The following is an 11912-nucleotide window of genomic DNA, read 5'->3' as shown; positions in this document are numbered from 1 at the left end:
TGACAGATGATCTCTATCTCCTTATTTCGCGAATTATGGAAATAGAGATCGCAGACAAGCTCAGCGCCCTTGCGCATCCCAACCGGCTGGCCCTGTTCCGCCTGCTGATGCGCCGCTATCCGGATGCCGTGCCCGCCGGAGAGATTGCCGCGGCGCTGGCGTTCAAGGCCAATACAGCCTCTGCCTACCTGTCGGTACTGAAGCAGGCGGGGCTGATCAGCCAGCACCGCACCGGCACCTCGCTGATGTATACTGCCGATCTGCCGGGGCTGCGCGGCCTGTTCGATGACCTGCTGTCCGGCTGCTGCCAGAACCGGCCCGACATCTGCGCCACTGCCGGCACTGGGGCGATACCGGTGCCAACCGCTGACCGCCCCTTGAACGTGCTGTTCATCTGCACCGGCAACTCTGCCAGATCGCTGCTGGCCGAAGCCATTCTCAACCGCGAGGGAGGCGGCAGGTTCCGCGCCTATTCCGCGGGCACCAGCCCGTCGCCCGGGCCGCGGCCGGAAGTGACCGCGCTGCTGCAAGCCAAGGGGTATGACACGGCCAGCCTGCGCGCCAAGGATCTGGGCGCGTTTTCCAGCCCGGAGGCGCCGCAAATGGATTTCGTCTTCACTGTCTGCGATCACGCCGCCAACGAGGAATGCCCGGCCTGGCCCGGCCAGCCCATGAGCGCCCACTGGGGCCTGGCCGACCCGGTCAAGTCCACGGGCACCGACGCCGAACGCCGCCTTGCCTTTCAGCAGGCCTATGGTCTGCTGCGCAACCGCATCAAAGCCTTTGTGGCGCTGCCTTTTGAGACCCTCGACCGCATGTCGCTTCAGCACCGGGTTGACGATATCGGCCGCGTGAACTCTTCCAACTAACCTTTTAGAACGGTCCTCATCCATGAACATTCTTGTCCTCTGCACCGGCAACTCCGCACGCTCGATCCTGCTGGAGTCGATCTTCAACACTCTGGGCGCAGGCCGCGTGCGGGCGTATTCGGCAGGCTCCAATCCAACCGGCAAAGTGCATCCGCAGTCGCTGGTGCTGCTTGAGGAACTGGGCCACGACACCTCCGGTGCCCGCTCCAAAAGCTGGGATGAATTTGCCGCCGAAGGCGCGCCGGAGATGGATATGGTGATCACCGTCTGCGCCTCTGCCGCGGGCGAAACCTGCCCGGTCTGGCCCGGCGCACCGGTGCGTGCCCATTGGGGTGTCGAAGATCCGGCAGCGGCTGCGCAGCCGGACTGGGACGCTGCCTTCCGCGCCGCCTATGCCACGCTGGAACAGCGCGCCAAGGCGCTGCTGGAGATGCCGTTCGAAACCATGAGCCCGGCAGACCTGTCGCAGCAGCTCAAGCGGATTGGAGAGATCGCATGACCGCGCAGAAACTTCTGGCCGAGGGCCTGGGCACCGCGATGCTGCTGGTTGGGGTGGTTGGCTCCGGCATCATGGCGGAGACCCTTGCGGACGGCAACGTCGCCTTGGCGCTGCTGGCCAATGCCGTGGCCACGGGCTGTATGCTCTATGTGATCATTACCACCCTGGGCCCGGTCTCCGGCGCCCATTTCAATCCGGCGGTGACCCTCGCCTTTGCTCTGCGCCGCGAGCATCCCTGGAGCGCCGCAGCCCCCTATATGCTGGCGCAGACAGCCGGCGGCATCCTTGGCGTCTGGGCCTGCCATGCGATGTTCGACCTTGCAATTCTGCAAAGCTCAGCCACCATGCACCGCACCGGCAGCGGTCAGTGGTTTTCCGAGATCCTGGCCACCTTCGGGTTGCTGTTCGTGATCTTCGGGGGGCTGCGGTCGCGTCCCGATGCAGTGCCCCCGCTGGTTGGCCTCTACATCACCGGCGCCTATTGGTTCACCTCCTCCACCAGCTTTGCCAATCCGGCGGTGACCATTGCGCGCGGCTTCACCGATACCTTCGCAGGGATCTATCCGGGCCACATTCCGATGTTCATTGCGATGCAGCTGATTGCGGTCGGCATTGGCCACGTTGTCCTGACCCGCCTGTTTGCCGAACCTCCCGCCACGGCGGAAAGCCGCCGAGCCCGGCAGGGCTGATCCGGCGCCCGCGGCGGGCCGTTACAAAATTGCCGGAAAAGTGATAACATGGGGGTCCAAAAAAACATAAACCGTTTGTCAGGGAGTGCCCCCCCATGCCTGTACAAGCAGCAGCTGCCAGCTGGATTGACAGGATGCCCCGCATCAAACAGCGCTTTCCGCATCTGAAAGCCAGCAATGCGCCGTCCATACTGGATGACCGGGACAAATTCGTTGCCTATCTGGCCCGCACCCATCACCTCACCTTGAATGAAGCCAGGGAGGAGGTGGACGATTTCCTGTATATCGAAAGCCTGCTGAGAGAGCTGGACGGGCGCAAGCACTAGTGCCCTGCCGTCAGGCCAGCGACGTCACCCAGAGGATCATTGCATCTTCGGGGCTGACGGAGATGACGTTGTGCCCCATGGCGGCATCGTAATAGGCGCTGTCGCCGCGGCGCATCTCGACCGGCTCATAGAACTCCGTGTAGAGCTTGACCACGCCGGTCAGCACATACAGGAACTCCTCGCCGTCGTGGCGCACCCAACCGTCGAATTCCTCCATCGACCGCGCCCGCACCCGCGCCCGGTACGGCAGCATCTGCTTGCGCGTGAGGCCGTCTGCCAGCAGTTCGTGCTCATAGGTCGCGGTGGCATGCGCGGATCCGTCGCCCGATTTGGTCACCGTCATGCGCCCGTTCACCTGATCCCGCTGCGGCGGCGTGAACAGCTGCGGAATAGTGATCTGCAAGCCTTCGGCCAGCTTCTTCAACGCCTCGTAAGTCGGTGACATCTGGCCGTTTTCGATTTTGGAAAGCGTTGAGCGGGCCAGCCCGGCCTGATTGGCCGCGTGCTCCAGCGTCCAGTCCCGCGCCTTGCGCAGCTCCCGCACCCGGGCGCCCAGATCCAGCGGTTCTGCGTCGTCTTCGCCGCCATTGGCACGGGCGATGGTGATCAGGGATTTCGGGTCACGGCCAGTCATAGGCACTCTATAAGCCGCACCTGCGCGCCTTGCAACGCAGGACAGCGCAGGCTAGCCATTTGCCATGCTGTCTGTTTTTGATCAGGGGCCCTTCGCGCCCTGCCCGTCCCCATTCAACCTGGCCGCCCATGTGCTGCGCCATACCGGGCGCCTGGCGGAAAAGACCGCGCTGTCGGTCCTGACGGGCGATGCATGCGAAGATTGGAGCTCTGCCCGGCTGGAGGCCGCCGTCCGCGGCACCGGAACTGGGCTGCTGGCGGCCGGGCTCAAGCCCGGTGACATCGTGCTGATGCGGCTTGGCAACACGGTCGAGTTTCCGATCGCCTATCTCGGCGCCATTGCTGCCGGGCTGGTGCCGGTGCCCACCTCTGCCCAGCTGACGGAGGCCGAAACCGCCCGCATCATCGCGGATCTGAAGCCCGCGGCGGTTCTGCGGGATCCGGCAGTGGCCTGCGCGAGTCACCCGCACCAGATCACCACCGCAGACCTGCTGACGATGCACAGCCTTCCCTCCTGCGGCTACGCTTCCGGGGACCCGGACCGGCTGGCCTATGTGGTCTATACCTCGGGCACAAGCGGAAATCCGCGCGCCGTGGCGCATGCCCACCGGGCGGTCTGGGCGCGGCAGATGATGATTGACGGCTGGTACGGGCTGACGGAACAGGACCGGCTGCTGCACGCGGGTGCGTTCAACTGGACCTTCACGCTGGGCACCGGCCTGATGGACCCTTGGGCCGCGGGCGCCACGGCGCTGATCCCGGCGCCGGGCACACCGCCCGAAGACCTGCCACAGCTGCTGCGGCACCACCGCGCAACCCTGTTCGCCGCGGCCCCGGGCGTTTACCGCAAGATGCTGCGCGGCGGCCCCCTGGATCTGCCGGACCTGCGGCACGGGCTTTGCGCTGGTGAAAAGCTCTCACGCCACCTTCACGAAGCCTGGGAGGCCGCCGCCGGCCGCGGGCTTTATGAGGCTTTCGGCATGTCGGAATGCTCAACCTTCATTTCCGCGTCACCGTCGCACCCGGCACAGGAGGACGCATTGGGCCAGCCGCAAAAGGGCCGCAAGGTGGCCATTCTGGGCGCGGACGGGCCGGTCCCGATGGGTCAAGAAGGCACTATCGCCATCCACCGCTCCGATCCCGGGCTGATGCTTGGCTATCTGAACGCGCCCGGGGAAACCGCCGCCCGTTACCAGGGCGAGTGGTTCCTGACCGGCGACCAGGGCGTGATGGCGGCGGACGGCCAGATAAGCTATCTGGGGCGTGGCGACGACATGATGAATGCCGGCGGTTACCGCGTTTCGCCAATCGAGGTCGAAACTGCACTCGCCGCCCACCCCGGCATCACCCAGGCCGGGGCCGCCGCGGTGGAGGTGAAGGAAGACACTTATGTCATCGCCGCCTTCTATACCGGTCCCGAAGAGTTGAAGACGGAAGAGCTGCAGGCCTTTGCATCCCGGCGCCTGGCCCGCTACAAGCAGCCCCGCGCCTATGTCCGCCTGGACGCGCTGCCCATCGGCGCCAACGGCAAACTGCTGCGCCGCGCCCTGCCTGCCCTGTTCAAAGGATGACCCACATGGCCACCGTCAAGCTCGACATCCTGTCGGACCCGATCTGCCCCTGGTGCTATATCGGCAAGACCCATCTGGACAAGGCGCTGGCCGAGGTGCCGGATCATCCCTTTGTCATCGAGTGGCACCCGTTCCAGCTGAACCCGGACATGCCGCGCGAGGGCATGGACCGGCGCGACTACCTGGAGCGCAAGTTCGGCGGCAAGGAGGGCGCGGTGAAGGCCTATGCCCCGGTGGTGGAGCACGCGGAGAAGGCCGGGCTGACGATCAATTTCGAAGCGATGAAGCGCACCCCAAACACGCTGGATGCGCACCGGCTGATCCATTGGGCCGGGATTGAGGGCAAGCAGACGCAGGTCGTCGATGCCCTGTTCAAAGCCTATTTCGTGGATGCCAAGGACATTGGCGACCATGCAGTCCTCGCGGAAATCGCACAGGAAGCCGGCATGGAGGCGGACGTCGCCGCCCGTCTGCTGGAAGGCGACAGCGACGTGCAGGAGATCCGCGACCGCGACGCCCATTCCCGCAAGATGGGGGTGACCTCGGTGCCGACCTTCATCGTTGCCAGCCAGCACGCGGTGCCGGGTGCGCAGCCGCCGGAGCTGTGGAAGCAGGTCATTGAGGACATTCTGCAGCAGCTGAAAGCAGCAGACGGCGCATAGCGCGCCGGGAATTTACTTAGCATCGCAACTATGCACAGTGCCCTGTGCAGCCGGGCGCTGGCACGGCTGGCCGGTTTATGGTAGCGGAGCCGGACGGCTCCCAGACCGGCGTCATTTCCCCGGAACCCTCTGAAGAGCTGTTAGAGGTTTCAGATGTCACAGTCCCCCGCTCATGGCATGGCCAAGGCTGAGTTCATTGCGCTGATCGCGATGATGTTTGCCACCATTGCCTTTTCCATCGACGCGATGCTGCCCGCCCTGCCCGAGATCGGCGCAGCGCTGAGCCCGGACGACGTGAACCAAGCGCAGCTGGTGCTGACGTCCTTTGTGCTGGGCATGGGTGTAGGCACCTTTTTCACCGGCCCGCTGTCCGATGCCTTCGGCCGCAAGCGCGTCATTGCCGGCGGTGCGGTGCTGTATATCGTTGCCGCTGCGGTTGCCTGGCAGGCGCAATCGCTGGAGCTGCTGCTGGCCTCCCGCGTGGTGATGGGCCTGGGGGCCGCGGGGCCGCGCATTGTCGGCATCGCCATCGTGCGCGACCTGTATGCGGGCCGGGAAATGGCACGTCTGATGTCGATTGCGATGATGATCTTTACCCTGGTGCCGGCCTTCGCGCCCATGCTGGGCGCGGGTATCATCGCGTTTTCCGGGTGGCGCGGCATCTTCCTGGCCTTCGCCATCTTCGCCGTCATCATCGTGATTTGGATGGGACTGCGGCTGCCGGAAACCCTGGCCCGGGAAAACCGCCGCCCGTTCCGCCTGCCGCTGATGCTGGGCGCAGTGAAGGAGATGCTGGGCCATCCCACTGTGCGCCTGTCGATCATGGTGCAGACCCTGTGCCTGGGGATGCTGTTCACCATGCTGACCATGGTGCAGCCGGTCTATGATGTGATCTTCGGCCGGGCAGACAGCTTCCCGTTCTGGTTCGGCTTTGTGGCGCTGATGGCGGGAACGGCCAGCCTGCTGAACGCCGCTATCGTGGTCCGGGTCGGGATGCGCCGCATCGTGACATGGTCGCTTGCCGTGCAGATCGTCGCCTCTGCCGCTATGCTGTTCCTCAGCTCCAGCCCGCTGCCGGACGGGCTGCTGTTCGGCCTGTTCATCGCCTGGCAGACCAGTGTTTTCTTTCTGGCCGGCACCACCCTGGGCAACCTGAACGCCATCGCGATGGAGCCGATGGGCCATATCGCCGGCATGGCGGCCTCGGTGATCGGGGCGATCTCCACCGTTCTGGCCGCCGCCATTGCCGCCCCGGTCGGACTGTTGTTCGACGGCTCCCTGATGCCGCTGGGCGCCGGGCTGCTGACCATGGCGGCTCTCGGTTTCCTGCTGATGCTGCAGATGGCCAGAGCTGAAGCGCGGCTGCCCGCCGAATAAGCGTCTTGCCCGTTTGGGAGCCAAACCCTAACCTCTCCAATCAGTTGGGGAGGTTTTTTTCATGGGCTACGATTATGATCTCGGCAGCTATTCCTGCCCGGTGACCACCACCTCGCCCGAGGCGCAGCGCTGGTTCGACCGCGGCCTGGTCTGGACCTATGGCTACAATCACGAGGAAGCCATCGCCTGCTTCCAGCGCGCGCTGAAGCATGATCCGCGGTGCGCCATGGCCCATTGGGGCGTGGCCTATGCGGCTGGGCCGAACTACAACCTGCCCTGGGCCTTGCGTGACGATCAGGGCCGCGCCAAGGCGCTGGCCGAAGCCTTTGACGCCGCCAAATCCGCGCTGGCCTGCAGCGAGGGCTGCAGCGAGCCTGAACAGCAGCTGATCCGTGCCCTGCAGGCCCGCTACCCCCAGCGCACGGCAGTGGAGGACATGCACGCCTGGGACTATGCCTTTGCCGATGCCATGCGCGCGGCCTTTGCCGCCTGCCCCGATCACCTGGACCTGCGCACGGTCTATGCCGAGAGCCTCTTGAATCTGACACCTTGGCAGATGTGGGATCTGAAGTCCGGCCAGCCCGCCGAAGGTGCCGCCACGCTGGAGGCACAGGAGGTCTTGGAATGGGCGATGGACAACGCCCCCGGCGCCATGCGGCACCCGGGCCTGCTGCATCTTTATGTGCATCTGATGGAGATGTCGCCTGTGCCGGAAAAGGCGCTGAAGGCCGCCGACGTGCTGCGCACGCTGGTTCCGGATGCCGGCCACCTGGTGCATATGCCAACCCATATCGACGTGCTGTGCGGCGATTACCACAGCGTGGTGCATTGGAACCAGAAAGCGATTGAGGCGGACCTCAAGTATTACCAGCGCGAGGGCGCCTTCAACATCTACACCGGCTACCGCCAGCACAATTACCACTTCGTCATTTTCGGGGCGATGTTCCTGGGCCAGCTTGCGCCCGCGCTGGAGGCCAATCAGGGCATATTGGACACGACGCCGGAGGACATGCTGCGCATCGAAAGCCCGCCGATGGCGGATTATTTCGAAAGCTACATGGCGATGCACCCGCATATACTGGTGCGCTTCGGGCGCTGGGAGGAGGCGATGGCGCTGAAGCTGCCCACGGACCCGGAGCTGTACCGGACCCTCACGGCCAACACCCATTACGCCCGGGCCGTCGCCTATGCCGCAACCGGCCGGGTGGCGGAAGCCGAGGCCGAGGAGCAGAAGTTCCTGGCGGCCAAGGCCCGGGTGCCCGACACCCGTCTCCTGCACAACAACCGGGTGGTGGATCTGCTTGAAATCGCGACAGAAATGCTGCGCGGTGAGATCGAATACCGCAAGGGCAATTACGACGCGGCCTTTGCCCATCTGCGCCGCTCGGCGGATCTGGACGACACCCTGCCGTATGATGAGCCCTGGGGCTGGATGCAGCCAACCCGCCACGCACTGGGGGCGCTGCTGTTTGAGCAGGGCCGCGCGGCAGAGGCCGAAGCGGTCTACCGCGCCGACCTCGGGCTGGATGGCAGCCTGCCGCGCGCGTCGGTCCATCCGGACAATATCTGGAGCCTCAAAGGCCTGCATGACTGCCTGAAGGCCCGCGGCGAAGATATTGAAATCGAACACATAAAACAGAAACTGGATCTGGCGCTGGCACGCGCTGACCGCGCCGTTGCCGCGTCCTGTTTCTGCGCTCAGGCGGCGATGACGCCCAGCTCCTGCTGCGGCTGAGAAAATTTCTTGCGAAGAAGTTTGCCAAGGAAGTTTGAATTTCCTTGGCGTATTTTACCCCGCCTTCGCCTTCTTCTTCTCGGCCACGACTTTCTCTGCCAGATCGCGGGCGATGGCAAAGGCGCCTTTGATCTTGTCGGCGTCCTTCTTCCAGTCCCGGCGCACCACGATCTTGTTGTCTTTCACCTTGGCCAGGCCGTTCTGGCCTTGGATGAACTCCACCAGCCCCTGCGGCGAGGCGAATTTGTCGTTGTGGAACTGGATCGTCGCCCCCTTGGGGCCGCCGTCCATCTTGGCGATGCCTGCGCGCTTGCACATCGCCTTGATCCGCACCACCAGCATCAGCGTGTTCACTTCCTTGGGCAGCTTGCCGAACCGGTCGATCAGCTCCGCGGCAAAGCCTTCCAACTCCACCTTGGTCGACAGCGACGACAGGCGGCGGTAGAGGCCGAGGCGCACATCGAGATCCGGCACGTAATCCTCGGGGATCAGCACCGGAACGCCCAGATTGATTTGCGGCGCCCATTGATCATCGGCCTCCGACAGGCCCTCCATCTCGCCCGCCTTGATCTTGGCAATCGCCTCTTCCAGCATCGACTGGTAGAGTTCGTAGCCCACATCGCGCATCTGGCCGGACTGCTCCTCGCCCAACAGGTTGCCGGCGCCCCGGATATCAAGGTCTTGCGAGGCAAGGGTAAAGCCCGCGCCCAGCGTATCCAGCGAGCCCAGCACCCGCAGACGTTTCTCTGCCGCGGGCGTCAGCCGCTGGCGCGGTTTGGTGGTGAGGTAGGCATAGGCGCGGGTTTTGGAGCGCCCGACCCGGCCGCGGATCTGATAGAGCTGCGACAGGCCGAACATGTCGGCGCGGTGCACCACCATGGTGTTGGCGGTCGGAATATCCAGGCCGCTTTCCACAATCGTGGTGGCCAGCAGCACATCGTATTTGCCGTCATAGAAGGCGTTCATCCGGTCATCGAGCTCCCCAGCCGCCATCTGGCCGTGCGCCACCACGTAAGTCAGCTCCGGCAGCTGCGCCTTCAGGAACTCCTCGACCTCCGGAAGGTCGGTGATCCGCGGCACCACATAGAAGCTCTGGCCGCCACGGTAATGCTCGCGCAGCAGCGCCTCGCGGATGGTGACGCTGTCGAATTCGCTCACATAGGTGCGGATCGCCAGACGGTCCACCGGGGGCGTGCCGATGATCGACAGATCCCGCACGCCGGTGAGGCTGAGCTGCAGCGTGCGCGGGATCGGCGTGGCCGTCAGGGTCAGCACGTGGATATCGCTGCGCAGCTGTTTCAGGCGCTCCTTGTGGGCGACGCCAAAGTGCTGTTCTTCGTCGATGATCAGCAGGCCGAGGTTCTGGAACTTGATGTTCTTGGCCAGCACCGCATGGGTGCCGACCACGATATCGACGGTCCCCTTGCCCAGACCCTCGCGGGTCTTGCTGGCCTCTTTCGTGGAAACAAAGCGCGATAGCTGCCTGACTTCCAAGGGGAAACCGCGGAACCGCTCCTTGAAGGAGGCCGCGTGCTGGCGGGCCAGCAGCGTGGTGGGCGCCACCACCGCCACCTGCAGACCGGACATCGCCGCCACAAAGGCCGCGCGCATCGCCACCTCGGTCTTGCCAAAGCCGACGTCGCCGCAGATCAGCCGGTCCATCGGCTGGCCGGAATGAAGATCCTCCATCACGTCCTCGATGGCGCGCAGCTGGTCGTCGGTCTCCTGATAGGGGAAGCGGGCCGAAAATTCCTCCCAGGCGTGCGGCGGCGGGTCCATCACCGGGGCCTTGCGCAGGGCGCGCTCTGCCGCGATGCGGATCAGCTTGTCCGCCATCTCGCGGATGCGTTCCTTGAGCTTGGCTTTCTTGGCCTGCCAGGCGCCGCCGCCCAGACGGTCCAGCAGCCCTTCCTCGTGGCCGTATTTGGACAAGAGCTCGATGTTCTCGACTGGCAGGTACAGCTTGGACTGTTCAGCGTATTCCAGCAGGATGCATTCATGCGCGGCCCCCGCGGCGGTGACCACCTCCAGCCCCTTGTAGCGGCCGATGCCGTGGTCCACATGCACCACCAGATCGCCGGGACTGAGCGACTGGGTTTCGGTCAGGAAATTCTCTGCCTTGCGGCGCTTCTTCGGCGCCCGGATCAGCCGGTCGCCCAGCACGTCCTGTTCCGAGATCACCGTCAGGCCGGGCGCCTCGAACCCGTGCTCCAGCGCCCAGACCGCCAGATGCAGGCCGGACTTGCCGATGCGGGTGCCGTCCATCACCGGAATCGCTTCCGCCAGTCCCTCGTCCTCGATCAGCCCGGACAGACGCTCCCGCGCGCCCTCGGAGTAGGAGGCGACCAGAACCGGCCCCTCCTGCATCCGCGTTTTAATATGTGCGGCCAACGCCCCGAACAAGCTGACGTTCTCCTGCTGGCGCTCGGGCGCGAAATTGCGGCCGATCCGCCCGCCCGCGTCCACCGTGCCAGGCCCGGACGCCTGAGGCAGCGGGTGGAATTGCACCACGCGCATGTCCGCCACCGCCGTCTCCCAGGCGGCATCGTCCAGATACAGCAGGCCCGGGGGCGCGGGCTTGTAGACCGTGTCGAGGCGGCCCTTCTGCTCCATCGCGTGCTTGCGGGTCTGGTACTGGTCCTCGATGCTGTCCCAGCGCGCCAGCCGCGCCGGCGTCACCTGGTCATCCAGCGTCACCGCCGCCTGCGGCAGGTAGTCGAACAGGGTTTCCAGCTTCTCATGGAAAAACGGCAGCCAGTGCTCGATCCCCTGGTGCTTGCGCCCTGCACTGACAGCTTCATACAGGGGATCGTCGGTTCCAGCGGCGCCGAATTCGATCCGGTAATTCTGCCGGAACCGCGTGATCGCCGCCTCGTCCAGGATCACCTCGGAGACCGGCGCCAGTTCCACCACGTCCAGCTTTTCGGTGGTGCGCTGCGACACCGGATCAAACCGCCGCGCGCCGTCCAGCACGTCGCCGAACAGGTCCAGCCGCACCGGGCCGCTTTCGCCCGGCGGGAAGATGTCGATGATGCCGCCGCGGACCGCATAATCGCCCGGCTCCATCACCGTCGGGCTTTGGGTGAACCCCATGCGGACCAGGAAGCTGCGCAGCGCGCCCTCATCAATCCGCTGGTCAACGCGAGCGGTAAAGGCCGCCTCGCGCAGCACCTCGCGGGCAGGCACCCGCTGGCTGGCGGCGTTGAGCGTGGTCAGCAGCACGAACTGCTTGGGCATTTGGTGCACCAGCGCCGCCAGGGTGGCCATCCGCGCCGCCGAAATGTCGGCGTTGGGCGACACCCGGTCATACGGCAGGCAGTCCCAGCCCGGGAACACAAACACCGGCATGTCCGGCGCAAAGAAGGCCAGCGCGGCCCGCATCGCCTCCATCCGCTTGTCGTCGCGGGCCACATGCAGCACCGGCGCGCCGGAGGATTGAACCTCTTTCAGGATCAGCCGGGCGTCGAACCCTTCGGGCGCGCCGCCCATGGTGATTGCACGCTGTGCCATGCGTTATCCTCTCCAGAAATCCGCCAAGCGCGCCGGCCCGG

At 65.1% G+C, this 11912-nt stretch carries 10 protein-coding genes; 8 read left to right on the top strand and 2 right to left on the bottom strand.

Features of this window, described 5'->3' with window-relative positions; all coding sequences use genetic code 11:
- Positions 1 to 35 precede the first annotated feature (35 nt).
- The 4 genes from ACTRWG_RS00105 to ACTRWG_RS00090 all read left to right on the top strand — a co-directional run bounded on the left by ACTRWG_RS00105 (position 36) and on the right by ACTRWG_RS00090 (position 2383).
- Positions 36 to 869, top strand: coding sequence for an arsenate reductase/protein-tyrosine-phosphatase family protein (locus ACTRWG_RS00105; RefSeq protein ID WP_462828784.1), 834 nt, complete (start codon positions 36 to 38; stop codon positions 867 to 869).
- Between the two features lie 22 nt (positions 870 to 891).
- On the top strand, positions 892 to 1368 hold the full coding sequence (locus ACTRWG_RS00100; RefSeq protein ID WP_027237524.1) for an arsenate reductase ArsC: 477 nt from the start codon (positions 892 to 894) through the stop codon (positions 1366 to 1368).
- Positions 1365 to 2057 carry an aquaporin gene (locus ACTRWG_RS00095; RefSeq protein ID WP_027237523.1) on the top strand — a complete coding sequence of 231 codons (693 nt, stop codon included), beginning with the start codon at positions 1365 to 1367 and terminating at the stop codon, positions 2055 to 2057. Before ACTRWG_RS00100 ends, ACTRWG_RS00095 begins: the two co-directional genes overlap by 4 nt.
- 95 nt (positions 2058 to 2152) lie before the next feature.
- Positions 2153 to 2383: a hypothetical protein gene (locus ACTRWG_RS00090; RefSeq protein WP_008556657.1), complete on the top strand. Its 231-nt coding sequence runs from the start codon at positions 2153 to 2155 to the stop codon at positions 2381 to 2383.
- A gap of 10 nt (positions 2384 to 2393) precedes the next feature.
- Here the strand turns inward: ACTRWG_RS00090 and ACTRWG_RS00085 are convergent, their stop codons facing one another.
- Positions 2394 to 3017 carry a helix-turn-helix domain-containing protein gene (locus tag ACTRWG_RS00085; protein WP_027237522.1) on the bottom strand — a complete coding sequence of 208 codons (624 nt, stop codon included), beginning with the start codon at positions 3015 to 3017 and terminating at the stop codon, positions 2394 to 2396.
- 64 nt (positions 3018 to 3081) lie between these two features.
- On the opposite strand from ACTRWG_RS00085, the gene ACTRWG_RS00080 reads away from it, so the two are divergent.
- From ACTRWG_RS00080 to ACTRWG_RS00065, 4 genes are all read left to right on the top strand, one after another.
- Positions 3082 to 4587 carry a class I adenylate-forming enzyme family protein gene (locus ACTRWG_RS00080; RefSeq protein ID WP_462828783.1) on the top strand — a complete coding sequence of 502 codons (1506 nt, stop codon included), beginning with the start codon at positions 3082 to 3084 and terminating at the stop codon, positions 4585 to 4587.
- A gap of 5 nt (positions 4588 to 4592) precedes the next feature.
- Positions 4593 to 5249 carry a DsbA family oxidoreductase gene (locus tag ACTRWG_RS00075; protein WP_154667821.1) on the top strand — a complete coding sequence of 219 codons (657 nt, stop codon included), beginning with the start codon at positions 4593 to 4595 and terminating at the stop codon, positions 5247 to 5249.
- A gap of 153 nt (positions 5250 to 5402) precedes the next feature.
- Positions 5403 to 6626 (top strand): MFS transporter, encoded by a 1224-nt coding sequence (locus tag ACTRWG_RS00070; protein WP_462828782.1) that lies wholly within the window; start codon positions 5403 to 5405, stop codon positions 6624 to 6626.
- 61 nt (positions 6627 to 6687) lie between these two features.
- Positions 6688 to 8361, top strand: a complete 1674-nt coding sequence (locus ACTRWG_RS00065; protein WP_027237518.1) for a tetratricopeptide repeat protein — start codon at positions 6688 to 6690, stop codon at positions 8359 to 8361.
- A gap of 54 nt (positions 8362 to 8415) precedes the next feature.
- Here the strand turns inward: ACTRWG_RS00065 and mfd are convergent, their stop codons facing one another.
- Positions 8416 to 11871 carry a transcription-repair coupling factor gene (gene mfd, locus ACTRWG_RS00060; RefSeq protein WP_027237517.1) on the bottom strand — a complete coding sequence of 1152 codons (3456 nt, stop codon included), beginning with the start codon at positions 11869 to 11871 and terminating at the stop codon, positions 8416 to 8418.
- Between the last annotated feature and the right edge of the window lie 41 nt (positions 11872 to 11912).

This window comes from Leisingera sp. G5_S3_59_S7, assembly GCF_054968485.1.
Note: the sequence above shows the minus strand (reverse complement) of the source record. Positions and strands in the feature narration are given on the sequence as shown.